Source organism: Rhodoferax ferrireducens (assembly GCF_031458075.1).
Classification (GTDB): domain Bacteria; phylum Pseudomonadota; class Gammaproteobacteria; order Burkholderiales; family Burkholderiaceae_C; genus Rhodoferax_B; species Rhodoferax_B ferrireducens_A.
Window position 1 is genome coordinate 482058 of the sequence record NZ_JAVDXT010000002.1, and the last position, 24474, is coordinate 506531.

Genomic DNA, 24474 nt, shown 5'->3' on the forward strand with positions numbered 1-24474 from the left:
ATCACGCAGCTCGGTGCCAGAGGTCGGCAAAGTGCAGCACGCCCAGCGCCTGGCCGTGCTCGTCCACCACCGGCAGGCGGTCGCAGGCGCGGGCCACGAAGGTGGACAAGGCCTCGCGCAGGCTGGTGTGGGCGGGCAGGGCGTCGCCGGTGGCGGTTTCGCCGCGCCGGGTGTGGGATGCGACCGTGGCCAGGCCCAGCAGCTTGATGCCTATGTCGCTGCGGCCCACAAAGTCGGTCACGAAGTCGTTGGCCGGGTGCGTCAGCAGCTCGGTGGGGCTGCCGGCCTGCACGATCTGGCCGTCCTGCAGCAGCACGATGCGGGTCGCCAGGCTCAGCGCCTCGTCGATATCGTGGGTCACCAGCACAATGGTTTTGCCCGATGTCTTGTGGATGCGCAGCATCTCTTTTTGCAGGGTGCTGCGCGTCACCGGGTCGAGCGCGCCGAACGGCTCGTCCATCAGCAGCACCTCCGGGTCTACCGCCAGCGCCCGCGCCACGCCTACGCGCTGCTGCTGGCCGCCCGACAGCTGGTGCGGGTAGCGGCTGCGGTAGGTGGCGGGCGCCAGGTCCAGCAGCTCCAGCAGCTCGGTCACCCGGTCGCGGATGCGGGCGGCCGGCCAGCCCAGCAGCTCGGGCACGGTGGCAATGTTCTTCTCCACCGTCCAGTGCGGGAACAGGCCGATGGATTGGATCGCATAGCCCATGCGGCGGCGTATGTCCTCAGGCTTGAAGCTGCGGATTTCTTCGCCCTGGAACAGGATGCGCCCCGAGTCGTGCTCGACCAGGCGGTTGATCATCTTCAAGGTGGTGGACTTGCCCGAGCCCGAGCCGCCGATCAGCACGGTGAACTCGCCCTTGGGGATCTTCAGCGACAGGTCTTGGACCGCCGCCGCCCCGCCAAAGGATTTATGCACGTGCTGGAATTCGATCATGGCGTGGGTGTGAGGAATACAGACAAAGATTGAAACAGCGCATCGACCAGCACTGCAAGCGCCACCACCGGCAGCACGCCCAGCAGCACCAGGTCCAGCGCGCTGCTGAGCAGGCCCTGGAACATGATGGCGCCAAAGCCGCCCGCGCCGATCAGCGCCGCCACCACGGCCAGGCCCACGGCCTGTACGGTAGTGGTGCGGATGCCGGCCACCAGCAGCGGCAGGGCCAGCGGCACCTCGACGCGCCAGAAGATCTGCCGCGGCGTCAGCCCCATGCCGGTGGCCGCCTGCACCACCGCATCGGGTACCTGGCGCAGGCCGGTGACGGTGCTGTGCACGATGGGCAGCAGCGAATACAGGGTCAGCGCCAGCACCGCCGGTGTCAGGCCGATGCCGCTGATGCCGGCCTTGGGCCACCACACGGCCAGCATGGCCAGCGGCGCCATTAGCAGGCCGAACAGGGCAATCGACGGCACGGTCTGCACCAGGTTCAGCAGCGCAAACAGCGGTGCCGCCAGCCGCGGCCGCCGGAACGCCGCCACGCCCAGTGGCACGCCGATCAGCAGGGTCGGCACCAGGGTGGTCAGCACGATCTGCACATGGCGGCGCCAGGCGGACTGGAACACGTCCTGCCGGTTCGCATATTCCTTCAGCAGCGAGAGTGCATCCAAATGGCCTTGCAGCAGCAGGACCAGCAGCGGCAGCGCCACGGCCACACCGGCCAGGGTCTGGGCCAGGGCATTCAGCTTCAGGCGCTGCAGCGCATCGGCGGCGGCCAGTGCGCACAGCACGACCAGAATCCAGAATCCGCCGCCGAACGAGGTGCGCAGCAGCGGTGACTCGGCCGTGGCCGCGGCCTGCCGCGCCTGCTCGCCCGCCAGCCAGACCCAGCCGAACAGGCTGGCCGCCGCCGCCAGCAGCACCAGCCCATGGACGTGCCGCTGTGGGGGCAGAAACACCGCACTGGCCAGCAGCGCGGCGGGCAGCAGCACCAGCCAGCGCCAGCCGGCCAGGATGTCGGCCAATGGAATACCCACGCCCGAGACCAGGCGGTTGGGCGCCTCGGTCACAAACGCCAGGCGGAAAGCCACGAACAGGCCGAGCAGCACCAGGCTGAACAGCACCCGGTTGCGCACCCAGCCCGGGCGATCCGGGCTATTGGCGGCCTCGGCTACAGCCAGCAGGGGTGGCGAGGCCTGCGCCATCGGTTTATTTGACGAAGCCTTTGGACTTCAGGTAGGCAGCGGCCACGGCCTTGGCGTCCTGGCCTTCCAGGGCGATCTTGGCGTTCAGGCTTTGCAGGGTCGGGCCGTCCAGGCTTTTGAACACCGGTGCCAGCGCATCCTTGATCTTGGGGTACTTGGCCAGCACCTCGGCGCGCACTACCGGGGCCGGGGCATAGATCGGCTGGGCGCCCTTGGTGTCGTTCAGGATCACCAGGCCCAGCGCGGACACCGGGCCGTCGGTACCGTAGGCCATGGCGGCGTTCACGCCAGATGTCTGCTCGGCCGCGGCCTTGATGGTGACGGTGGTGTCGCCGCCGGCCAGGGTCAGCAGTTGGTCCTGGTTCAGCTTGAAACCGTAGGTGGTCTGGAAGGCGGGCAGGGCGTCGGGCCGCTCGATGAACTCGGCCGATGCCGCCAGCTTGAACTTGCCGCCCGTGCCCAGCCATTTGCCCAGGTCGTCCAGCGACTTTAGGTTGTTCTTGCTGGCCACGTCTTTGCGGATGGCGATGGCCCAGGTGTTGTTGGCCGGGGCCGGCTCCAGCCAGACCAGCTTGTTCTTCTCGGCGTCCAGTGCCTTGACCTTTTCATAGCCGGCCTTGGCGTCTTTCCAGGCCGGGTTCTTTTCGTCGGAGAAGAAGAATGCGCCGTTGCCGGTGTATTCGGGGTAGATGTCGATCTCGCCCGCCGTCAGCGCGCCGCGCACGATCTTGGTGTTGCCCAGCTGCAACTTGTTCTCGGTCTTGATGCCATTGGCTTCCAGCACCTGCAGCACCACATTGCCCAGCAACGCGCCTTCGGTGTCGATCTTGGAGGCCACGCGCACGGCGGTCTGGGCGTGCAGTGCGCCCGTCAGGCCAACTGTGGTGACAGCGGCAACAGCGGTGACCAGCAGGCGGCGAGAAAACGAATAAGCCATGGGAGTTCCTTTAAACGGAGATGGACAAGATTTCAGTGCAGGCTAGAGCGTGCCACAGGAATCAGTTCTTCTGGTAACACAGGTGAATCAATTGGTGTCAGCGCAAACCGGCGCAACAGATGGCCGTAGCCCGGCACCAGGAAGCCGCCGTTGCGCTGCAGGTAGCCGCTGCGGTCGGCCAGGTAGGTGGCGCGCAGCCGGTACCAGGGCATGGAAGGGGTTTCGTGGTGCACCACATGGTAGTTGTTGTTCAGGTACAGCAGGCGCCAGAACGGGCTGGCCTCGTTGATGGCGATGCGGTGCGCGGGGCGCAGCGCCGGCCGGTGCTCGTACAGGGATCGCAGCATGGCCAGGCCCAGCGCCGGGTAGGACACCAGCAGATAGTGCAGCGGGTGGATGCCCGCATAGTGCTGCAGCGCCCACAGCAGCAGCGCCAGCAGGCCCAGGTGCTCGGCCCAGCTGCGGCTGTGCGACCAGTCGCCCCGCAGCGGCTGGCGCAGGATATCGGCCCAGGTTGGCACGATGGCCAGCGCCGGGCCGACCAGCAGCCGCCCCAACACCGTGCGCTGCCAGCGCCAGCAAACGCGCTGCCAGGCGGGCAGGCCCGCATACTGGGCGGCCGTCAGGTAGTTGCTTTCGGGGTCGATGCCGGGCCGGGTCAGGTGTTCGTCCTGGTGGTGGATCAGATGGCTGTGGCGGTACATGTCGAACGGGTACCAGACGGCCAGCGGCGCCAGGCCCAGCAGGCGGTTGATGCGTGGCGATGCCGTGGGGTGGCCGTGCACCAGCTCGTGCTGCAGGCTCATGTACCAGCAGACCACTAGCAGCAAGGCCGCGCTGCCCAGTACATCGCCCAGCTGCCGCCAATACACCACTACCGCCGCCCAGGCCAGGTAGATGCCGGCCGTCAAAAGCCAGGTTGGCCATTCAAGACGGCTGCGTGCAAGAGTGCTGGGGCTGTGCATGGTGGGGATGTAACAAGCAGAAAAATGCCTGCTATGGATGTTACGTTCACCCGGTATATACAAGCAAAGAATAAATACGCCTAAGCATATTCGGTGCCAGCGGGATAGCAGCATGTGGTTGCGCCCGTACCAGCCATGGCTCAGCGGCCAATTGCTATATTAAAAATAGCTGCTGGCGCAGGTGGAATATGCGCTGCAGGCCGATTTCTTCTAAATATGGCTACAGCTGCGCCAGGCCTAGCGCCGTGGCCTGTCTATCCAGGTGCTGCAGCACCCGGTACGCTGCGGTCGGCACGGCCTCGAATCCGCCCAGCAGCAACCCGGCACGCGTGCCGGCCAGCGCCGGGTCGGCCATCGCCTGCCGCAGGCCTTGGCGCAACAAAGCCAGCAGCGCGGGCGGCGTGCCCAGGGCGGTGACCAGTGCCGTGCCCGGCACGCTGGCGGTGCGGCCGACGATGCGCGTGCCCTGCAGCACCTCGGGCTGGTAGCGCTGGAACTGGGCGTAGCTGATGCAGTCGATGGCCGCGATATCGGCCGCGCCGCTGCGCACCAGGGCCAGCGAAGCGATGTGCGCGCCCGAGGCGATCGCCCGCGCAAAGAAGCGCCCGTCCACCGCCAGCGGCGCCGCCATGCTGCGCAGGCTGTGGTAGCCCGACTGCGAATCGACCGAGTTGTAGGCCACCACCCGGCCACGGAAATCGGCCAGCGCGCGGCCGGCGTCGTCTTCTCTGCAGACCAGGTGGCTGCTGTAGTGGATGCCCTCGCAGCCCGGCACCGTGTAATGGAAGGCGCCGACCAGCTGCACCTTGTGCTCCAGCGCATCCACCATCTGGTAGCCGCAGCACTGGCTGAACAGCAGGTCGGGCCGCAGCCAATGGCCGGTGAGGCCGTCGTTGGTCGGCACGTCCAGCTCCGTGGGTACCTCCGGCACACCCGCCTGGTGCAGGTAACCGGCCAGGTACTGCCAGAGCGCAGCGCTGCCGGTTGGGTGGGACACGTACATGGGGAGGGAGGCGATCATGGGAAAGTCGTGTGTGGAGGTGTAGTGGGGCGCAGCTGCAGAGGAAATTCAGCCCGCCCGCAGCGCCTGCCCGCAAGCAAACCCACTCGCCCAGGCCCACTGGAAGTTGTACCCCCCCAACCACCCCGTCACATCGACCACCTCGCCGATGAAATACAGCCCCGGCTGCTTGGACTCCATGGTCTGCGACGACAGGTCGCGCGTGTCGACACCACCCGCGGTGACCTCGGCTTTTTTGTAGCCTTCGGAGCCGTTCGGCGTCAGCTCCCAGCGGGCCAGTTTTTCGGCAAGCTGGGCCAGGGCTTTGTCGGTGGCGTCGCAGATGGGTTTTTGCCAGGCGGCGTCCTGGCCCGCCCAGGCGTCGGCCAGGCGGGACGGGACCAGCTGGGCCAGCTCGTTGGCGATCAGCTTGCGGGAGGTGGCTTTGGCGCGCGACAGGGCGGGCGGCAGGTCGACTTCGGGCGCCAGGTTCAGGCGGATCGGCGTGTCCTCGCGCCAGTAGCTGGAGATTTGCAGCACGGCCGGGCCGCTGAGGCCGCGGTGAGTGAACAGCAGGTCTTCCAGGAAGCTGGTCTTGGTCTTCTTGGCGCCAACCTCGATCTGCACCGGCAGCGCCAGGCCCGACAAATGCGCATACGGCGCCCAGGCTGCGCTGTCGAAGGTCAGCGGCACCAGGGCCGGGCGCGGCGCGACCATGCGCAGGCCGAACTGCTGGGCGAGCCGGTAGCCAAAGTCGGTGGCGCCGATCTTGGGGATGGACAGGCCGCCGGTGGCGACCACGATTTGCGGTGTCTGTAGGGTGCCTTCGCTACTATCGATTTCATAGCTGCCTGCGCCAGTGCTGTCTGCGCCAGCAGCCGAATAGCGTATGTTTTTGACGCTGCAGGGCTGCCAGCGCGTGACATTGCCGGCGGCGCATTCGGCCAGCAGCATGTTGACCAGGTCTTCGGCGGATCGGTCGCAGAACAGCTGGCCTTTGTGCTTCTCGTGGAAGCTGATGCCGTGGCGGGTCACCAGCTCGGTGAAGTCCTTGGGCGCGTAGCGGCTGAGCGCGCTGCGGCAGAAGTGCGGGTTCTCGCTGAGGAAGTTGGCCGGGGTCACGTCCTTGTTGGTGAAGTTGGCGCGGCCGCCGCCGGAGATGCGGATCTTCTCGGCCACTTTCTCGCTGTGGTCGATGACCAGCACCTTCAAACCGCGCTGCCCGGCCACGCCGGCGCAAAACAAGCCGGCCGCGCCGGCGCCGATCACTACGACATCAAACTTATGCATCAAATGGGCCTCTAGCGCTTGTAGTACCTGCGGGAGCAGCTATAAAAATCATTGCTTTGCTCCTAGCGCCTTGGCGCGCGCTGCGGTATCGGTCAGGCTTTGTGCATCCACCGGGTTCTGCGTCGGCCAGCCTTGCAGATGGGTTTGCACGATGTGGCTGAGCGCGGTGATCCAGTCGGGCTCGCTGTTCAGGCAGGGGATGTAGTGGAACTCCTTGCCGCCGGCGTTCAGGAACGCGGCCTTGCCTTCCATGGCGATTTCTTCCAGCGTCTCCAGGCAGTCGCTGGTGAAGCCGGGGCAGACCACGTCGACGCGGGCGACCTTGGCTTTGGCCATGGCGATCAGGCTGGGCTCGGTGTAGGGCTCCAGCCATTTGGCGCGGCCCAGGCGCGACTGGAAAGTCACCTTGTATTCTTCTTTGGCTAGGCCCAGCGCGCTGGCCAGCAGGCGCGCGGTCTTGTGGCATTCGCAGTGGTAGGGGTCGCCCAGGTGCAGCGTGCGCTCGGGCACGCCGTGGAAGCTCATCACCAACTGGTCGGGCTTGCCGTGTTGCTGCCAGTGGCTGCGCACCCGGCGCGCCAGGGCGGCGATGTAGCCGGGGTCGTCGTGGTAGCGGTTGATGAAGCGCAGCTCGGGGATGCTGCGGGTCTGGCGCGCCCAGTCATACACCGCGTCGAACACGCTGGCGGTGCTGGTGGCCGAATACTGCGGATAGGCCGGCACGATCAGCACCCGGGTCACGCCCTGGGCCTTGAATTTGTCGAGCTGCTCGGCGATCGACGGGCTGCCGTAGCGCATCGCGTAGTCCACCTGCAGCTGGTGGCCGCGCTCGCCCAGCCAGCCGCGCAGCATCACCGCCTGCTGCTCGGTGCCTATGCGCAGGGGCGAGCCCTGCGGCGTCCAGATGCTGGCGTATTTGGCGGCCGACTGCTTGGGCCGGGTGCGCAGGATGATGCCGTGCAGGATGACATTCCAGAGGATTTTGGGGATCTCGATGACCCGGTGGTCGCTGAGAAACTGGGCCAGATAGCGGCGCACTGCCGCCGGCGTGGCGGCATCGGGCGTGCCCAGGTTGCAGTACAAAACCCCGGTGCGCGGGGCTTGGGCGTGGACGTGTGGGGGTTCTGGCTTGAAGGGGGAGGCGAAGAGGGGCATTCCGGTATTCTCCCGTACCTATGTTGGACCTCTCGAAAATCAAAGCAATATCCCTGGACCTGGACGACACCTTGTGGCCGGTGTGGCCGGCCATCGAGCGGGCCGAAGCCGAGCTATTGCAGTGGCTGGTGGACTACGCCCCGGCCACGGCGGCGCGCTACAACAGCACCGAGGCCTTGCGCGGCGTACGCGTGCAGCTGGAGGCCGAGCGGCCGGATCTGCGCCATGACCTGAGCGCGCTGCGCCGTGAATCCATCCGCCTGGCGCTGCAGCTGGCGGGCGAAGACACCGACCTGGCCGAACCGGCTTTCGATGTGTTTTTTGCGGCCCGGCAAAGGGTGGACTTGTATGCCGATGCCTTGCCCGCGCTGGAATGGTTGGCCGCGCGCTACCCCTTGGTGGCGCTGAGCAATGGCAATGCCGATGTGCACCGGGTCGGCATTGGCACGCATTTCACAGCCGCCCTGAGCGCCCGGGAATTTGGCGTGGCCAAGCCCGATCCGCGCATCTTTCACGCCGCCGCCGTTGCCGCCGGGGTGGCCCCCGACGCCGTGCTGCACGTGGGCGACGACCCGCTGCTCGACGTGGTGGCGGCCGTCCAGGCCGGCATGCAGGCGGTGTGGGTGAATCGCGGCCAGCATGCCTGGAGCCACGCGGTCCAGCCGCACCTGCACGTGGCCGAGCTCGGCGCCCTGTGCGCGCTGCTGGCCCAGCAGCGTTAACGCAACCAGCGACGTCAGCCACCCGGCCACGCCGCCGGGATTCGGCGTTTTCTCCTACAGGCTGGATTTGACATGTCCGCCAGGCGAACCATTATGAAAACTGCCGGCTTTGCCGTGCGCGGCGGGCTGGCTTCCATTCCATTGTTTGAAGGAGCATTCCTATGTTGCACGCAAAGGACAAAAAGAATGAAAACATGGACCCGGCCAGCGCATCCAGTGCCGAGGCGGTGAATCCGGAGACCGAAGAGATCTACTGGCGCGAACGCTTTGAACGCGAGTCCTACTACCAGGCTGGCCACGGCTATGGCGACTATGGCCCGGCCTACACCCTGGGCTGGAGCAGTGTCGGCCTGTACGGCACGGAATTCGAGCTGATGGAGCCCGAACTGGAACGGCAGTGGGAGCGCCAGCGTGGCAATTCGGGCCTGGCCTGGGCCCATGCGCGCGAGGCCACCCGGGCCGCCTGGGACCGGGTCAAACAGGGCGTGGCCCATGCGGCGGCTCCCATGCACCACGGCGATCTGGTGCACATCCTGAACGACCTGGTCGAGGCCTGCCACGACGGCGAATACGGCTTCAAGGTCTGCATAGAGCGCGTCCATGCGCCGAACCTGAAAGCGGTGTTCGAGCAGCGCATGCGCGACTACGCCATCGCAGTGGCCGACCTGTCGGACGAAGTGCTGCGCCTGGGCGGTACGCCCGAGGACGGAGGCACGGTCAGCGGTGCTGCGCACCGCGGCTGGGTCGCGGTGCGCAGCATGCTGACCCGCGACAGCGACCAGGCGATCCTGGACGAGTGCGAGCGCGGCGAGGACATCACCCTGGCCCGCTACGGCAAGGCACTGCAGCACGCATTGCCGGCCGACATCAAGGCCCTGGTGGAGCGCCAGATGCAGGGCGTGCAAAGCAGCCATGGCTACATCAAGGCCTTGCGCGACGACCACAAACTGTTCCGCGTCTGATCCGGGTGCTGCCCCTGCCGCTGCGCCGGGGCAGCACCCGGCGGGATCAGGCGTGAACAAGGCAATTGGCGAACGGCTGTGGCAGCCGGTGTACGAAAAATACCCGTGCCGGGATTCGGCGTTTTCTCCTACATGGCCGTGCCCGTCTGGCCGACGTACCAAATCCGCAGCAGCCACCAAGATGAAGTTACCAGCCCAGCCACCACGGACCTGTATGCGCTGAGAAGGGCGCTATATCGCCGGTGCATGCCAGTGGTTTGCCGTGGACGGCGGGCCGGATCCATTCCACCATTTAAAGGAGCCATCCTATGTTGAACGAAAAAGATGCCAACCTCGACCCGATCTCGGGTGAACCCGGTGCGCACCCCGTGGGCACCGGCCTGGGCGCCACCGGCGGGGCTGTGGCCGGCGCTGCATTCGGCGCCATGGGCGGCCCGGTCGGCGCGGCGATTGGCGGCGTGGCGGGGGCGGTCGCGGGCGGGCTGGCTGGCAAAGCCGGCGCCGAAGCGGTGAACCCGACCGCCGAAGAAGCCTACTGGCGCGAACGCTACCAGGACGAACCGTATTACGAAGCCGGCCGTACCTATGACGACTACGGACCCGCCTATGCGCTGGGCTGGAGCGGCGGCAACTTGTACGGCAGCGAGTTCAGTGCCGTCGAGCCCGAACTGGCCCGCCGGTGGGAAGAGCAGCGCGGCCGTTCCAGCCTGGCATGGCCGGATGCGCGCTACGCCACCCGGGCCGCCTGGGACCGCATCAACGAAGGCCAGTTGGCCGATACCGCCGAGCCGCTGGACAACGACGACGTGATCGATGTACTGAACGACCTGGTGGAAACCTGCCACGACGGCGAATACGGCTTCAAGGCCTGCATGGAGCGCACCGAGACCGCCCAGCTGAAATCGACCTTCGAGCAGCGCATGCGCGACTGCGCCAGTTCGGCCGCCGAGCTGGCGTCTGAAGTGCTGCGCCTGGGCGGTGTGCCAGAAGACGGCGGCACCGTCAGCGGTGCGGCGCACCGCGGCTGGGTGGCCGTCAAAGGCATGTTGACCAGCGACAGCGACCTGGCCGTGCTGGAAGAGTGCGAGCGTGGTGAAGACACGGCCCTGGCCCGTTACCGCAAGGCGCTGAAACAAGACCTGCCGGCGGACGTCCGCAGCCTGGTGGAACGCCAGATGCAGGGTGTGCAAAAGAACCACGACCTGGTGAAGGCACTGCGCGACGAATACCGGCTGCGGTCCTAAGGTCTGAATGCGGCCTGGCCGCAGATGCGAGGCGGTAGTTTGGGGGACCTTTGGGTCCCCCTTTTTTATGTCTGAGGGACAAGTGCGTAAACGGCCGCCAGGCCGCTGCGCACCGCGCCTTCCAGCGTCGCCGGGTAGGGGCCGTCCACATAGTCGGCACAGGCTTGCAGTCCGGGAGCGATGTGCTGCGCGGGGCGCTGCAGGCCGGGCGTGCAGGCGAAGGTGGCGCGCTTTTCGACCACGGTTTGCAGTACCTGCAGATCGGCCAGGCCCAGCTGCTGCCGGCCCTGGGCAATGACGGCCTGTTCCAGCGTCTGGCGGTCGCCGTGGCTGGCGCTGGCCACAAAGGCCAGCAGGCCCTGCGGGCCACCGAGCTGGCCGCGGTCGAACACAAACTGGGCGGGATTCAGGGCATCGCTGCGCAGCGCCAGCATGGGCTGGGCCCAATTGGCTTGTGGGGCCGTGCTGCGGGCGTAGACCGTGGTGATGGCTTCAAACTGCAGCGCCTGGGCCAGCGCCAGCCAGTCGTCTGCGGGTACGCCGCTGGCGCCGACCAGGCGCGCGGCCTCCCAGGACGGGCAGGCCAACAGCACCTGGTCGAACAGCTGGCCGTCGACCCACCATTGCAGTGCCTGCGGGTGGATGGACTGGACGCGGTGGCCCATCAGCACGGCGGCGCCGCGCTGTTCCAGCCACTGCACGGCGGGCTGGGGGAATAGCGCGCCCAGGTCGACGCGCGGCAGCAGCAGGTTGGAGCCGCCGGGCGCGCCGAACAGCGAATCCTGGATCACCCGCAGGAACACCTGGCCGCTGGAGCGATGTGCCGGGGTGTTGAGTGCGGCCACGCACAGCGGCTCTATCAGTTCGTGCTTGACCCGATGGGTAAGGGACCGGCACAGGTCGGCCACCGACTGCTCTGGGCGGCACTGGAAGCCGGCGATTTGCCAGCCTACCGAGGTGCGCAGCAGGGCGGCCTTGTCGGCCCAGCCCCAGCCGCGGGCGCGCAGTATGCCGACCAGAGCGTCGAAGGGCGCGCGCAGGTTGGGCAGCTGCAAGCCCTGGCCGTCGGGGAACAGCAGGCTCAGCGGCAGGCGCTGCAGGGTCTGGTCCAGATCGACGCCGACCGTACGCAGCAGGCGCAGGGTCTCGGCGTAGGCGCCGATCATGATGTGCTGGCCGTTGTCCAGCGGCGCGCCATCATTTGAGTCAAACAGAGCTCTGGCGCGCCCACCGATTGCACGGGATGCTTCAAAAACTGTAGCGTGGTGCCCGGCCTGCGTGGCGGTGACGGCAGCGGCCAAGCCGGCCCAGCCGGCACCGATCACCGCAATTTTCATAGCTTGTTGAGCGCCTGGACCTTCCAGGCCAGCCAGAGCTTGCGCAGCGGGGTCAGGCTGACGCGCTGGTGCAGCACCTGGAAGTTGTCGGCCTCGATCTCGCGCAGCAGGGTGCGGTAGATGCTGGCCATCATCAGGCCGGGCTTCTGGGCGCGGCGGTCGGCGGCGGGCAGCATGGCGAAGGCTTTGTCGTACAGGCCGTGGGCGCGCTGGGCCTGGAAGCGCATCAGCGCGGTGAAGCGGTCGGAGTAGGTGCGCTTGAGGATTTCGTGCGCCTTCACGTCGAACTGCTGCAGCTCGTTGACCGGCAGGTAGATGCGGCCCAGCAGCGCGTCTTCGCCGACGTCGCGGATGATGTTGGTCAGCTGGAACGCCAGGCCCAGGGTGTGGGCGTATTCGGTGGTGGCCGGGTCGGTCTGGCCGAAGATCTGCGCCGACACCTCGCCGACCACGCCGGCCACCAGGTGGCAGTAGCGCTGCAGGCCGGGGAAGTCGAGGTAACGGGTCTGCTCCAGGTCCATCTGGCAGCCTTCGATGATGGCGTGCAGATGGCGTTCTTCGATCTGGTAGTCGGCGGCCAGCGGCATCAGGGCCTGCATCACCGGGTGGGTGGGCTTGCCCGCATAGGCGCTGGACACCTCGCCCTGCCACCAGTGGAGCTTGGTGCGGGCGACGCCGGCGTCATGGGTTTCGTCCACCACGTCGTCGACCTCGCGGCAAAACGCATAGAAGGCGGTGATGGCGGCCCGGCGGGGCTTGGGCAGAAACAGGAAGGCGTAATAAAAACTGCTGCCGGACGAGGCGGCTTTTTCTTGGACGTATTGCTCGGGGGTCATAAATTGTGGCTCACCCCCAGGCTGCGCACTTCGTGTCTTCGCCAACCCCCTTGCAGGGGGCGATACCGGCAGCCCGGCAAAGCCGGTTCTGCGGTATCTCTGGAAGCAGGCGTGCCGTGCGCAGCGTGGGATGGGTGTGTAGTTGTTTGTATTGTTACATCCAAAGCGCGCGCCACAGCATCAGCGGCACGTCCCGGGCGCTGACGGTGGGCCGCTGGTGCCGGGTGGCACAACCCAGGGCTTCGATTTTGTCCAGGATACGCAAGCCGCCTTGCACCACCAGGCGCAGTTCCCAACCGGCGCGGCCCGGTACGCGGTGTACCAGCGGGGCGCCGCTGCGCATCAGGTCGCGGGCCCAGGCCACATTTTCTTCCATCAGCCGGGTCAGCGCCGGGCTTTGCGGCTGTGCGTGCAAGGCAGCTTCGTCCACACCGTGGCGCTGGCTGCGGTCTTGCGGCAGGTAGAAGCGGCCACGCGGCAAGTCCAGGCTCAGGTCCTGCCAGAAGTTGATGAGTTGCAGCGCATTGCAGATGGCGTCGCTGCGCTGCAGCGAGGCGGCGTCTTTCACACCATATAGATGCAGCAGCAGGCGACCCACCGGCGCAGCCGAGCGCTGGCAGTAGGCCAGCAAGTCGGCGCGGTCAGCGTAGCCAGCTTTATCCCTCGTTTTGATGATGTCCTGGGTAAAGGCGCTCAGCAGGTCGTCCAGCAGCGCTTTCGGCAGTCGCCATTGCTTGATGGCGACCTGCAGGGGGCCAAACACCTTGGGCCAGCGCGTCGAGGCGGGCTTGCCGGCGGCGGTTGCGACCAGGTCGGCGCGGAAGGCGGCCAGGTCGGCTAGCCGCTGGGCGGGCGGGTCCGTGCCTTCGTCGGCGATGTCATCGGCGGTGCGTGCAAACCAGTAGATGGCAGCAATGGGCGGGCGCAGAGCGGCCGGGCACAGAATCGACGCGACCGGGAAGTTCTCGTAGTGGCGCACGCTTTGTGGGGTAGCATTTTGGGATGAGGGGTGGGCATTCACGGCAGGGATTGTCGCTTGACACCTTATGCCCGTTCCCCTAAATTACTAACCCGTTAGTCAGTAACAAACCGGGCCTACGCACAGTGCAGGCCTTTTGGCTGGCTTTCGCCGTTTTCCACTAGGCCTGTTATGTCACACCATTCTTTTGTTTCGTCCCCCTGGTCGGCTGCTGCGCGCGCCGTTTTTCGTCTCGGCCTGGCCGGGGTTGCGGTGGCTGCCGTGCTGGCCGGCTGTTCCAAGCCCGAGGCCGCGCCCGAGCCAGTGCGGGCCGTCAAGGTGCTGACGGTGGCGGCCAGCGATATGCAGGCCCGTCTCGAATTCCCCGGGGAAGTGCGGGCGCGGACCGAGTCGGCGCTGAGCTTTCGCGTAGCCGGCAAGATCATCCGGCGCCAGGCCGAGCTGGGCCAGCGCGTCAAGGTGGGCGATGTGTTGGCCCAACTGGACCCGCAGGATTACAAGCTGGCCGCCGATGCAGCCCAGGCCCAGCTGACGGCGGCCACCACCAGCCGCGACCTGGCCAGCGCCGACTACAAGCGTTACAAAGAGCTGAAAGAGCAGAACTTCATCAGCGGCGCCGAGCTGGAGCGGCGCGACAGCGCACTCAAGTCGGCCCAGGCCCAGGTGCAACAGGCCCAGGCCCAACTGGCGTCCAGCGGCAACCAGGCGGTCTATACCCGGCTGGTGTCGGATGTGGCGGGGGTGGTGACGGCGGTGTCTGCCGAGCCTGGCCAGGTGGTCAGCGGCGGCACGCCGGTGGTCAAGGTGGCGCAGGACGGCGCGCGCGACGTGGTGTTCGTGGTGCCCGAGGACCGGGTGGCCGGGGTTGCGCTGGGCTCGTCCGTCGAGGTGCGGGTCTGGGCCAGCGACACCAAGCTGGTGGGCAAGGTGCGCGAAGTGGCGGCCAGCGCCGACCCGGTGACGCGGACCTTCCAGGTCAAGGTGGGCATCGACGCCGCCACTGCGCCTGCCTTGGGGGCTACGGTGAATGTGGTGCCGCAGTCGCTGGGCCATGCAGGCCAGCCGGTGATCAAGCTGCCGACCAGCGCGCTGCGCCAGGAGGCGAATGGCAGCACGGCGGTCTGGGTGCTGGACACCGCCAGCATGACGGTAAAGGCGCAGACGGTGGTGGTGGCCACGGCCGATGGCAACGAGGCGGTGATCGCCAGCGGCTTGCAGCCCGGCATGCAGGTGGTGTCCGCGGGTGTGCATGTGCTGGCGCCAGGCCAGAAGGTGGTTATTTATCAACAAAAAACGGCTCCAGCGCAGTCTGTACCTGCGCAAGCAGCTACGAATACAGTAGCAAAACCGGTTGCCGCCCCAGCCTCTGCGGTCCAGTGAGCCAGCCATGATGCCCAGCCAAACCCCCGACCAGCCCAAGCCGGGCTTCAATCTTTCCAAATGGGCGCTCGAGCATCGGGCGCTGACCCGCTATCTGCTGGTGGTGCTGATGGTGCTGGGCTTTGCCGCCTACTTCCAGCTGGGCCAGGACGAAGACCCGCCGTTCACCTTCCGGGTGATGGTGGTGCGTACCTACTGGCCGGGCGCCACCGCCCAGCAGGTGGCCGAACAGGTGACCGACAAGCTGGAGCGCACGCTGCAGGAGGTGCCATTTGCCGACAAGATCCGCAGCTACTCCAAGCCAGGCGAGTCGCAGATCACCTTCCAGGTCAAGGACTCGATCAAAGGCGGCGATGTCACCAATGTCTGGTACGTGGTGCGCAAGAAGATCGGCGATATGCGCTACACCCTGCCGTCGGGCATACAGGGGCCGTTCTTCAACGACGATTTTGGTGATGTGTATGGCGTGATCTACGCGCTGGAGTCGGACGGCTTCAGCAACGCTGAAACCAAGGCGGTAGCCGACGATGTGCGCCAGCAGCTGCTGCGCGTGCCCGATGTGGCCAAGGTCGAGCTGTTTGGCGTGCAGGACGAGAAGGTCTATATCGAGCTGTCGCAAAAGCGCCTGGCCCAGCTGGGGCTGGACATGAACCAGGTGGTGGCGCAGCTGGGCCAGCAGAACGCCATCGAGAGCGCGGGCACGGTGCAGACGCCGCTGGACGTGGTGCAGGTGCGGGTGGCCGGGCAGTTCGAGGCGGTGGAGCAGCTGCGCGCCATGCCGATCCGCGGCGCGGGCGGCGATGCCAGCGGCCGCCAGCTGCGCCTGGGCGATATCGCCAGCATCAGCCGCGGCTATGTGGACCCGCCCAGCGTCAAGGTGCGGCACCAGGGCAAGGAAGTGATTGCCCTGGGGGTTTCCATGGCCAAGGGCGGCGACATCATCGCCCTGGGCAAGGCCATGGACCAGCTGTCGGCCCGCATCAGCCAGAGCCTGCCCGCCGGCGTGAAGCTGGTGCAGATACAGGACCAGCCCAAGGCGGTCAGCACCTCGGTGAACGAGTTCGTGCACGTGCTGATCGAGGCGGTGGTGATCGTGCTGGTGGTCAGCTTCATCAGCCTGGGGCTGCACAAGCGGCCGGGTAAACACCCGTTCTGGCGCAGCTATACGCTGGACATGCGGCCCGGCTTGGTGGTGGGCATCACCATTCCGCTGGTGCTGGGCCTGACGTTTCTGGGCATGTGGTACTGGGGCATAGGCTTGCACAAGATTTCGCTGGGCTCGCTGATCATTGCGCTGGGCCTGCTGGTGGACGACGCCATCATTGCAGTGGAGATGATGGTGCGCAAGATGGAGGAGGGCTACGACAAGGTGCGGGCCGCCACCTTTGCCTATGAAATCACCGCCATGCCGATGCTGACCGGCACCTTGATCACCGCCGCCGGCTTTTTGCCCATCGGTATTGCCCGGTCGGTCACCGGGGAGTACACATTCGCTATTTTTGCCGTCACGGTGCTGGCCTTGCTGCTGAGCTGGGTGGTGTCGGTGTACTTTGTGCCTTACCTGGGCGTGCTGCTGCTCAAGGCGCCGCCGCATGCCAAGGTGCTGCCCGGGGCCGGCGTGGTCGAACATGTCGAGCACGGCCATGACTCGTTCAACACCCCGTTTTACAACCGCTTCCGCCAATTGGTGGGCTGGTGCGTGCTGCACCGCTGGATCACCATCGGCCTGACCTTGCTGGTGTTTGCGCTGGGCATTGTGGGCATGGGCAAGGTGCAACAGCAGTTCTTCCCGGATTCGAGTCGCCCGGAGATCATGGTGGATATCTGGTTCCCCGAAGGCACGTCCTTCGTGGCCAATGAAGCCACGGCCAAGCGGGTCGAGGCGCGCTTGATGGAAGAGGGCGGTGTGGCCACGGTCAGCGCCTGGGTCGGCTCGGGCGTGCCGCGCTTCTATCTGCCGCTGGACCAGGTGTTCCCGCAAACCAATGTGTCGCAGTTCATCGTGGTGGCCAAGGACTTGAAGCAGCGTGAGCTGCTGCGCGTCAAGCTGCCGACTCTGCTGGCAACCGAGTTCCCCGAGGTGCGCGGACGCATCAAGCTGCTGCCCAATGGGCCGCCGGTGCCGTATCCGGTGCAGTTCCGGGTGGTGGGGGGGGATCCGCTGGTGCTGCGCACGCGCGCCGACGAGGTCAAGGCCGCCATGCGCAAAAGCCCGAACACCCGCGGCGTGAATGACAACTGGAACGAATCGGTCAAGGTGATGCGGCTGGAGGTCGACCAGGCCAAGGCCCGCGCGCTGGGCGTGACCAGCCAGTCGATTGCGCAGGCCGCCAGGGTGATACTGACCGGCTCCACTGTCGGCCAGTTCCGCGATGGCGACAAGCTGATCGACATCGTGCTGCGCCAGCCGCTGGACGAGCGCAGCGCGATCACCGACATCGCCAATGCGTACCTGCCTACCTCGACGGGCCGCTCGATTCCGCTGACGCAGATCGCCAAGCCGGTGTTCGACTGGGAGCCGGGCGTGATGTGGCGCGAGAACCGCGACTATGCGATCACCGTGCAGAGCGATATCACCGAAGGCCTGCAGGGTGCGACGGTGACCAGTGAACTGCTGCCAGCGCTGAAGGCACTGGAGGCGCAATGGGCGGCCCAGGGCCAGGGCGGCTACCGCATCGAGGTGGCCGGTGCCGTGGAGGAAAGCAGCAAGGGCTCGGCCTCGATCGCAGCCGGCGTACCCATCATGCTGTTCCTGACTTTTACCTTGTTGATGCTGCAGCTGCACAGCTTCAGCCGGGCGATGCTGGTGTTCCTGACCGGCCCCCTGGGGATTGCCGGGGTGGCCGGCGCCCTGATTCTGCTGGGCCGGCCGTTTGGCTTTGTAGCCTTGCTCGGGGTGATTGCGCTGATGGGCATGATCCAGCGCAATTCGGTGATCCTGATCGACCAGATCGAGCAGGAGCGGGCCCGCGGCGTTGCCACTTGGGATGCGATCGTGGAGTCGGCGGTGGGGCGACTACGGCCCATCGTCCTGACCGCTGCGGCGGCCGTGCTGGCGATGATCCCCTTGTCGCGCTCGGTGTTCTGGGGGCCGATGGCGGTTGCCATCATGGGCGGGCTGGTGGTGGCCACCGTGCTGACCCTGCTGGCCTTGCCGGCCATGTACGCGGCCTGGTTCCGGGTCAAGCGCGAGCCCAAGTGACAGCCAAGGGTGAACCCGGAGCGCATCCGGGTAAAACCGGTCGCCAAGCACGCTAAAATAGCGGGCTTACCGATTTCACGCAGACGGTCTGAAATGGCTTGCCCCCGTGGCAGCTTTACGGGCCGTCTGTTCAGTTCTGTATTTGCGCGGGTGGCGAAATTGGTAGACGCACCAGGTTTAGGTCCTGACGCCAGCAATGGTGTGGGGGTTCGAGTCCCCCCCCGCGCACCACAATTTTTTATACGAGATCTCAGATGGCAGTTACTGTTGAAACCCTTGAAAAGCTGGAACGCAAAATCACGCTGTCCCTGCCTGTGGATGTGATCCAGAACGAAGTGGCTACCCGTCTCAAGAAGATGGCCCGCACCGTCAAGATGGACGGCTTCCGTCCCGGCAAAGTGCCGATGAACGTGGTCGCACAGCGCTATGGCTATTCGGTTCACTACGAAGTGATGAACGACAAGGTGGGCGAGGCTTTCGCCGTTGCCGCCAACGAAGCCAAGCTGCGTGTCGCAGGCCAGCCCCGCATCAGCGAAAACGAAACCTCGCCCGAAGGCCAAATGGCTTTTGATGCGATCTTCGAAGTGTTCCCCGACGTCAAGATTGGCGACCTGAGCACTGCTGAAGTCGAAAAAATCACTACCGCCGTGGACGACGGTGCAATCGACAAGACCGTCGAAATCCTGCGCAAGCAACGCCGCACCTTCGCCCAGCGCGCGCTGGAAGCTCCAGCCGAAGACGGCGACCGCGTGACGGTGGACTTCGAAGGCAAGATCGACGGCGAAACCTTCGAAGGCGGCAAAGCCGAAGCCTTCCAGTTCCTGGTTGGCGAAGGCCAGATGCTGAAGGAATTTGAAGACGCCGTGCGTGGCATGAAGTCCGGCGAAAGTCGCACCTTCCCGCTGGCCTTCCCCGCTGACTACCACGGCAAGGACGTGGCCGGCAAGCAAGCCGACTTCATGGTCACCGTGAAGAAGATCGAAGCCGCCCACCTGCCTGAAGTCAACGAAGCCCTGGCCAAGTCGCTGGGTATCACCGACGCTACGGTCGAAGGCCTGCGCGCCGACATCCGCAAGAACCTGGAGCGCGAAGTCAAGTTCCGCGTTTTGGCCCGCAACAAGCAAGCCGTGATGGATGCTTTGATCGCCAAGGCCGAGCTGGATCTGCCTAATTCCAGCGTCCAGACCGAACTGAACCGCATGGTCGAGTCGGCCCGCGCCGATCTGAAGCAGCGCGGCATCAAGGACGCCGACAAGGCACCGATTCCGGATGACATCTTCCGTCCCCAGGCCGAGCGCCGTGTGCGCTTGGGCTTGGTGGTTGCCGAGCTGGTGCGTAGCAATGCGCTGCAAGCCACGACCGAGCAGATCAAGGCCCATATCGAAGAGCTGGCCGCCAGCTACGAAAAGCCAGCTGATGTGGTCCGTTGGTACTACAGCGACAACCAGCGTCTGGCAGAAGTCGAAGCCATCGTGATCGAAAGCAATGTCACCGACTTCGTGTTGGGCAAGGCTAAAGTGGTTGAGAAGGCGGTTGCGTTTGACGAGCTGATGGGTCAGAACTAAGTCCACTGCCGGATACGCGATATAAGGGCTTGTGTTTTCTACGCAAGCCCTTATTTGCTTTCAATAGCTCTTCAACAACGCAGGAAACTCCATGTTCATCCGTAATAGCACACAGGAAATCCAGGGTCTCGGCATGGTGCCGATGGTCATCGAGCAGTCGGGCCGCGGTGAGCGCTCGTACGATATCTATTCGCGTTTGCTCAAGGAGCGCGTGATTTTCTTGGTGGGCCCGGTCAATGACCAGACCGCCAATCTGGTGGTCGCACAGTTGCTGTTCCTGGAAAGCGAAAATCCTGACAAGGACATTTCCTTCTACATCAACTCACCCGGTGGTTCGGTGACCGCAGGTATGGCGATTTACGACACCATGCAGTTCATCAAGCCCGATGTGTCGACTCTGTGCGTGGGCATGGCTGCCAGCATGGGTGCCTTCTTGTTGGCGGCTGGCGCCAAGGGCAAGCGCTTTTCGCTGCCCAATTCGCGTGTCATGATCCACCAACCGTCCGGCGGTGCGCAAGGCCAGGCGAGCGATATCGAGATCCACGCGCGTGACATCCTGAAGACCCGCGACCAGCTGAACCGTATCCTGGCCGAGCGTACCGGCCAGACGATGGAAAAAATCGAACGCGATACCGAGCGCGACTACTTCATGTTTGCCGACGAAGCCAAGACCTATGGCCTGGTGGACGAGGTGATCAGCAAGCGCCCTTAAGCCTAGAGATAGGCGGCTAAGCAGCCCATAACGGCGTTTTCTGCACTAGAAAGCGCCGTTTTTATTTGGTTATCATTCAGCAACGACTGAAAAGGCATTCCTCCCATGGCCGAGAAAAAAGGCTCCTCCAGCGAAAAAACCCTGTACTGCTCCTTCTGTGGCAAAAGCCAGCATGAAGTGAAGAAGCTGATTGCAGGGCCGTCGGTGTTCATTTGCGATGAATGCATAGACCTGTGCAACGACATCATCCGCGACGAGCTGCCTGCTGGCACCGAGGCCCGTGAAGCCGGAGCTGCACTGCCCACGCCAGTCGAAATCAAGAACAATCTGGACAACTACGTGATTGGCCAAGAGGTTGCGAAACGCACTTTGGCGGTCGCGGTGTACAACCATTACAAGCGTCTGCGCCACAAGGAAACGGCTAAAAAGGACGAAGTAGAGCTGACCAAGAGCAATATCTTGCTGATCGGCCCTACGGGTTCCGGTAAGACGCTGCTGGCGCAAACCCTCGCCCGCATGCTGGATGTGCCATTTGTGATGGCCGACGCCACCACCCTGACCGAAGCCGGCTATGTGGGCGAGGACGTGGAAAACATCGTCGCCAAGCTGCTGCAAAGTTGTAACTACGAAGTCGAACGGGCCCAGCGCGGCATTGTTTACATCGACGAAATCGACAAAATCTCGCGCAAGTCAGACAACCCGTCGATCACCCGCGATGTGTCGGGTGAGGGTGTGCAGCAGGCTTTGCTCAAACTGATTGAAGGTACGATGGCCAGCGTGCCGCCACAAGGTGGCCGCAAGCACCCGAATCAGGACTTCCTGCAGGTCGATACCACCAACATCCTGTTCATTCTGGGCGGCGCGTTCTCGGGGCTGGAAAAAGTGATTGGCAACCGTACCGAGTCTTCTGGAATCGGCTTTGGCGCCTCCGTCAAGAGCAAGGCGCAACGCAGCCTGACCGAGGTGTTCCGAGACGTAGAACCTGAAGATTTGATCAAGTTTGGCCTGATTCCCGAGCTGGTGGGGCGTATGCCTGTGGTGGCGACGCTGGCCGAACTCAGCGAAGATGCCCTGGTGCAGATCCTGACCGAGCCTAAGAATGCGCTGGTCAAGCAGTACAGCAAGCTGCTGTCCATGGAAGGCGTGGATCTGGAAATCCGACCGTCGGCTCTGAAGGCGATTGCCAAAAAGGCATTGGCCCGCAAAACCGGTGCACGGGGATTACGCTCGATTTTGGAGTTGTCCCTGATTGACACCATGTTTGATCTGCCTACCAACCACAATGTGGATAAAGTGGTGGTGGACGAATCTACGATTGATGAGAATAAGCCTCCTTTGTTGGTGTACCGCGAAGCTGCGAAGAAGGCTTAACCGGGCGTCCCTATCCCATGTTGCCGGTTTGGCAGCTGGGGAGGGTTGAAAATTACCGTTAGAAGTCCATATTCAACGGGTTACTCAAAGGATCCTCATGTCCGGACACATTCCTCTCCCTGCCGAACCCCTCGACCTGCCGTTGTTGCCTCTGCGCGACGTGGTGGTGTTCCCCCATATGGTGATCCCGCTGTTTGTAGGGCGCCCGAAAAGCATCAAGGCCCTGGAGGCTGCGATGGAGTCCGACCGGCGCATCATGTTGGTAGCCCAAAAGGCGGCCGCCAAAGATGAGCCTTCGGTATCCGACATGTTTGATGTCGGCTGCGTCTCCACCATCTTGCAGATGCTGAAATTGCCGGACGGCACGGTCAAAGTGCTGGTCGAAGGGCAGCAGCGGGCGCGCGTCAACCACATTGAAGATGGCGAATCGCATTTCACCGCCAACGTCACGCCTGTGGTGACTGTGGCTTTGACCCAAAAAACCACGGAAATCGAGGCCTTGCGCCGCGCCGTGATGCAACAGTTTGACCAGTACGTCAAGCTGAACAAGAAGATTCCGCCCGAGATCCTGACATCGATTTCCAGCATCGACGATCCAGGCCGTTTGGCCGATACCATTGCCGCCCATTTGCCACTCAAATTGGATAGCAAACAAGTGGTTCTGGATCTGTCGGATGTGCGTGAACGACTGGAAAACCTCTATGGCCAGCTGGAGCGCGAAGTCGACATTCTGAATGTGGACAAGAAGATCCGCGGCCGCGTCAAGCGCCAAATGGAGAAGAACCAGCGCGATTTCTACCTGAACGAGCAGGTCAAGGCCATCCAGAAAGAACTGGGCGAGGGCGAAGAGGGCGCGGACATCGATGAGATCGAGAAAAAGATCAAGCTGTCCAAAATGCCCAAAGAGGCGCTGAAGAAGGCCGAGAGCGAGCTGAAGAAGCTCAAGCTGATGTCGCCCATGTCGGCTGAAGCCACGGTGGTGCGCAACTATATCGACGTGCTGACCGGTTTGCCATGGAGCAAGAAGACCAAGATCAAGCACGATTTGCGCAATGCCGAAGGCGTGCTCAACGAAGACCACTTCGGACTGGACAAGGTCAAGGACCGTATCCTGGAATATCTGGCGGTCCAGCAACGGGTCGACAAGGTCAAGGCGCCGATTCTGTGTCTGGTAGGGCCTCCTGGCGTCGGCAAGACCTCGCTGGGTCAGTCGATTGCCAAGGCCACCGGGCGCAAATACGTGCGCATGGCCTTGGGCGGCATGCGCGACGAGGCCGAAATTCGCGGGCACCGCCGCACCTATATTGGCGCTTTGCCCGGTAAGGTGCTGCAAAGCCTGAGCAAGATCGGCACGCGCAATCCGCTGTTCCTGCTGGATGAAATCGATAAACTTGGCACCGACTTCCGTGGTGACCCATCCAGCGCCTTGCTGGAGGTGCTGGACCCCGAGCAGAACCACACGTTCGGAGACCACTATGTGGAAGTGGACTTCGACCTGAGCGATGTGATGTTTGTGGCGACGTCCAATTCCATGAATATTCCTTCGGCCCTGCTGGACCGCATGGAAGTGATCCGCTTGTCGGGCTATACGGAAGACGAAAAGACCAATATTGCGGTTCGCTACCTGCTGCCCAAGCAGTTGAAGAACAACGGCCTGAGCGAAGCCGAGCTGTTGTTGACGCCAGACGCCGTGCGCGACATCGTGCGCTATTACACCCGCGAAGCCGGTGTGCGTTCGCTGGAGCGCGAACTGTCCAAGATCTGCCGCAAGGTTGTCAAGGGCCTGCTGCTCAAGGAAATGGTGCCCCAGGTCAAGGTGACTGCGGACAACCTCAACGATTACCTGGGCGTGCAAAAGTACACCTACGGTCGTGCCGAGCAGCAAAACCAGGTGGGTCAGGTGGTGGGCCTGGCGTGGACCGAAGTCGGCGGCGATTTGCTGACCATTGAAGCGGCGATCATGCCCGGCAAGGGCGTGATCACCCGCACCGGTTCGCTGGGTGACGTGATGAAGGAGTCGGTGGAAGCGGCCCGCACTGTAGTGCGTAGCCGTTCCAAGCGCCTGGGTATCAAGGACGAAGTGTTCGAGAAAAAGGACATCCACATTCACGTGCCCGATGGTGCCACCCCCAAGGATGGTCCCAGCGCCGGCGCGGCCATGACGACCGCTTTTGTGTCTGCGCTCACAGGCATTCCTGTGCGGGGTGACGTGGCCATGACCGGCGAAATCACCCTGCGTGGTGAAGTCACGGCCATCGGCGGCCTGAAAGAGAAGCTGCTGGCGGCTTTGCGCGGCGGTATCAAGACGGTGCTGATCCCCGAGGAGAACGCCAAGGACCTGCAAGACATTCCCGAAAATGTCAAAAATGGTCTGGAGATCGTGCCTGTGAAGTGGATTGACCAGGTGCTTGAAGTGGCGTTGGAGCGTATGCCTCAGCCACTGCCCGATGAAGAGCCAGTGGTCGTCGCTCCTGCATTGGAAACCGCGGCAGCGACCCCGGTCGTACCAGTCAAGCACTAGCCGCACGTGCTGCCAAGCCAAGGGCCGATGGGATGCAAATCCCGTCGGCCCTTGGCGTTTGTAGTCGTGATTTTGCAAATTCGGGGATAATCAGGGTTTGCCCGCGACGCGTGGGTGCAATTTGCTATTATTTGAATAGCTACAAACCTCTGGATTT

Annotated in this window: 19 protein-coding genes and 1 tRNA gene; 10 read left to right on the forward strand and 10 right to left on the reverse strand. The window is 64.2% G+C overall.

Going from position 1 to position 24474, the window contains the following annotated elements; genetic code table 11:
• Position 1 precedes the first annotated feature (1 nt).
• The 7 genes from J2X19_RS11265 to hemH all read right to left on the reverse strand — a co-directional run bounded on the left by J2X19_RS11265 (position 2) and on the right by hemH (position 7486).
• Complete coding sequence (locus tag J2X19_RS11265; RefSeq protein WP_310373214.1) at positions 2-934, reverse strand: ABC transporter ATP-binding protein; 933 nt, start codon at positions 932-934, stop codon at positions 2-4.
• A complete protein-coding gene (locus J2X19_RS11270; protein WP_310373215.1) occupies positions 931-2139 on the reverse strand; it encodes an ABC transporter permease in 1209 nt (402 codons plus the stop codon). Before J2X19_RS11270 ends, J2X19_RS11265 begins: the two co-directional genes overlap by 4 nt.
• Before the next feature lie 4 nt (positions 2140-2143).
• Complete coding sequence (gene osmF / locus J2X19_RS11275; protein ID WP_310373216.1) at positions 2144-3076, reverse strand: glycine betaine ABC transporter substrate-binding protein OsmF; 933 nt, start codon at positions 3074-3076, stop codon at positions 2144-2146.
• A 32-nt stretch (positions 3077-3108) separates the two neighbouring features.
• Positions 3109-4041 (reverse strand): fatty acid desaturase, encoded by a 933-nt coding sequence (locus J2X19_RS11280; protein ID WP_310373217.1) that lies wholly within the window; start codon positions 4039-4041, stop codon positions 3109-3111.
• A gap of 220 nt (positions 4042-4261) precedes the next feature.
• Positions 4262-5062, reverse strand: a complete 801-nt coding sequence (locus J2X19_RS11285) for a phosphate/phosphite/phosphonate ABC transporter substrate-binding protein (protein WP_310373218.1) — start codon at positions 5060-5062, stop codon at positions 4262-4264.
• Positions 5063-5110: 48 nt separating this feature from the next.
• Positions 5111-6331, reverse strand: coding sequence for a BaiN/RdsA family NAD(P)/FAD-dependent oxidoreductase (locus J2X19_RS11290; protein WP_310373219.1), 1221 nt, complete (start codon positions 6329-6331; stop codon positions 5111-5113).
• Between the two features lie 48 nt (positions 6332-6379).
• Positions 6380-7486: a ferrochelatase gene (gene hemH, locus J2X19_RS11295; protein WP_310373220.1), complete on the reverse strand. Its 1107-nt coding sequence runs from the start codon at positions 7484-7486 to the stop codon at positions 6380-6382.
• Positions 7487-7506: 20 nt separating this feature from the next.
• On the opposite strand from hemH, the gene J2X19_RS11300 reads away from it, so the two are divergent.
• The 3 genes from J2X19_RS11300 (at position 7507) to J2X19_RS11310 (ending at position 10414) form a co-directional block, all read left to right on the forward strand.
• The gene (locus J2X19_RS11300; protein WP_310373221.1) at positions 7507-8208 is read left to right on the forward strand and encodes an HAD family hydrolase; all 702 of its coding nucleotides are present in this window, start codon (positions 7507-7509) and stop codon (positions 8206-8208) included.
• A 161-nt stretch (positions 8209-8369) separates the two neighbouring features.
• Entirely contained in the window at positions 8370-9170 is an 801-nt protein-coding gene (locus J2X19_RS11305; protein WP_310373222.1) for a ferritin-like domain-containing protein, read from the forward strand.
• A 308-nt stretch (positions 9171-9478) separates the two neighbouring features.
• Entirely contained in the window at positions 9479-10414 is a 936-nt protein-coding gene (locus tag J2X19_RS11310) for a ferritin-like domain-containing protein (RefSeq protein WP_116603736.1), read from the forward strand.
• 65 nt (positions 10415-10479) lie between these two features.
• Here J2X19_RS11310 and hpnE read toward each other — a convergent pair whose 3' ends face one another.
• The 3 genes from hpnE to hpnC form a co-directional block, all read right to left on the reverse strand.
• Entirely contained in the window at positions 10480-11751 is a 1272-nt protein-coding gene (hpnE, locus tag J2X19_RS11315) for a hydroxysqualene dehydroxylase HpnE (protein ID WP_310373223.1), read from the reverse strand.
• A complete protein-coding gene (hpnD, locus tag J2X19_RS11320; protein WP_310373224.1) occupies positions 11748-12587 on the reverse strand; it encodes a presqualene diphosphate synthase HpnD in 840 nt (279 codons plus the stop codon). The genes hpnE and hpnD overlap by 4 nt, the downstream gene beginning before the upstream one ends.
• Before the next feature lie 154 nt (positions 12588-12741).
• Positions 12742-13608, reverse strand: a complete 867-nt coding sequence (gene hpnC / locus J2X19_RS11325) for a squalene synthase HpnC (RefSeq protein ID WP_310373225.1) — start codon at positions 13606-13608, stop codon at positions 12742-12744.
• A gap of 129 nt (positions 13609-13737) precedes the next feature.
• On the opposite strand from hpnC, the gene J2X19_RS11330 reads away from it, so the two are divergent.
• The 7 genes from J2X19_RS11330 to lon all read left to right on the forward strand — a co-directional run bounded on the left by J2X19_RS11330 (position 13738) and on the right by lon (position 24317).
• Positions 13738-14946, forward strand: coding sequence for an efflux RND transporter periplasmic adaptor subunit (locus J2X19_RS11330; RefSeq protein ID WP_310373226.1), 1209 nt, complete (start codon positions 13738-13740; stop codon positions 14944-14946).
• A gap of 7 nt (positions 14947-14953) precedes the next feature.
• Complete coding sequence (locus tag J2X19_RS11335; RefSeq protein ID WP_310373227.1) at positions 14954-18148, forward strand: efflux RND transporter permease subunit; 3195 nt, start codon at positions 14954-14956, stop codon at positions 18146-18148.
• 144 nt (positions 18149-18292) lie between these two features.
• A tRNA-Leu gene (locus J2X19_RS11340) sits at positions 18293-18379 on the forward strand.
• A 23-nt stretch (positions 18380-18402) separates the two neighbouring features.
• Complete coding sequence (gene tig, locus J2X19_RS11345) at positions 18403-19713, forward strand: trigger factor (RefSeq protein ID WP_116603730.1); 1311 nt, start codon at positions 18403-18405, stop codon at positions 19711-19713.
• A 91-nt stretch (positions 19714-19804) separates the two neighbouring features.
• Positions 19805-20425: an ATP-dependent Clp endopeptidase proteolytic subunit ClpP gene (clpP, locus tag J2X19_RS11350; RefSeq protein WP_092756201.1), complete on the forward strand. Its 621-nt coding sequence runs from the start codon at positions 19805-19807 to the stop codon at positions 20423-20425.
• Between the two features lie 105 nt (positions 20426-20530).
• Entirely contained in the window at positions 20531-21796 is a 1266-nt protein-coding gene (gene clpX / locus J2X19_RS11355; RefSeq protein ID WP_116603729.1) for an ATP-dependent Clp protease ATP-binding subunit ClpX, read from the forward strand.
• A gap of 97 nt (positions 21797-21893) precedes the next feature.
• Positions 21894-24317 carry an endopeptidase La gene (lon, locus tag J2X19_RS11360; protein ID WP_116603728.1) on the forward strand — a complete coding sequence of 808 codons (2424 nt, stop codon included), beginning with the start codon at positions 21894-21896 and terminating at the stop codon, positions 24315-24317.
• The last annotated feature ends 157 nt before the right edge of the window (positions 24318-24474 follow it).

What these genes read in the sequence shown, in the direction of transcription:
- tig (WP_116603730.1), top strand. Translation starts at nt 18,403, where the DNA reads ATGGCAGTTACTGTTGAAACCCTTGAAAAGCTGGAACGCAAAATCACG.
- J2X19_RS11330 (WP_310373226.1), top strand. Translation starts at nt 13,738, where the DNA reads ATGTCACACCATTCTTTTGTTTCGTCCCCCTGGTCGGCTGCTGCGCGC.
- J2X19_RS11300 (WP_310373221.1), top strand. Translation starts at nt 7,507, where the DNA reads ATGTTGGACCTCTCGAAAATCAAAGCAATATCCCTGGACCTGGACGAC.
- clpX (WP_116603729.1), top strand. Translation starts at nt 20,531, where the DNA reads ATGGCCGAGAAAAAAGGCTCCTCCAGCGAAAAAACCCTGTACTGCTCC.
- J2X19_RS11305 (WP_310373222.1), top strand. Translation starts at nt 8,370, where the DNA reads ATGTTGCACGCAAAGGACAAAAAGAATGAAAACATGGACCCGGCCAGC.
- J2X19_RS11335 (WP_310373227.1), top strand. Translation starts at nt 14,954, where the DNA reads ATGATGCCCAGCCAAACCCCCGACCAGCCCAAGCCGGGCTTCAATCTT.
- hpnD (WP_310373224.1), bottom strand. Translation starts at nt 12,587, where the DNA reads ATGACCCCCGAGCAATACGTCCAAGAAAAAGCCGCCTCGTCCGGCAGC.
- hemH (WP_310373220.1), bottom strand. Translation starts at nt 7,486, where the DNA reads ATGCCCCTCTTCGCCTCCCCCTTCAAGCCAGAACCCCCACACGTCCAC.
- osmF (WP_310373216.1), bottom strand. Translation starts at nt 3,076, where the DNA reads ATGGCTTATTCGTTTTCTCGCCGCCTGCTGGTCACCGCTGTTGCCGCT.
- J2X19_RS11285 (WP_310373218.1), bottom strand. Translation starts at nt 5,062, where the DNA reads ATGATCGCCTCCCTCCCCATGTACGTGTCCCACCCAACCGGCAGCGCT.
- J2X19_RS11270 (WP_310373215.1), bottom strand. Translation starts at nt 2,139, where the DNA reads ATGGCGCAGGCCTCGCCACCCCTGCTGGCTGTAGCCGAGGCCGCCAAT.
- J2X19_RS11265 (WP_310373214.1), bottom strand. Translation starts at nt 934, where the DNA reads ATGATCGAATTCCAGCACGTGCATAAATCCTTTGGCGGGGCGGCGGCG.
- J2X19_RS11310 (WP_116603736.1), top strand. Translation starts at nt 9,479, where the DNA reads ATGTTGAACGAAAAAGATGCCAACCTCGACCCGATCTCGGGTGAACCC.
- hpnE (WP_310373223.1), bottom strand. Translation starts at nt 11,751, where the DNA reads ATGAAAATTGCGGTGATCGGTGCCGGCTGGGCCGGCTTGGCCGCTGCC.
- J2X19_RS11280 (WP_310373217.1), bottom strand. Translation starts at nt 4,041, where the DNA reads ATGCACAGCCCCAGCACTCTTGCACGCAGCCGTCTTGAATGGCCAACC.
- lon (WP_116603728.1), top strand. Translation starts at nt 21,894, where the DNA reads ATGTCCGGACACATTCCTCTCCCTGCCGAACCCCTCGACCTGCCGTTG.
- J2X19_RS11290 (WP_310373219.1), bottom strand. Translation starts at nt 6,331, where the DNA reads ATGCATAAGTTTGATGTCGTAGTGATCGGCGCCGGCGCGGCCGGCTTG.
- clpP (WP_092756201.1), top strand. Translation starts at nt 19,805, where the DNA reads ATGTTCATCCGTAATAGCACACAGGAAATCCAGGGTCTCGGCATGGTG.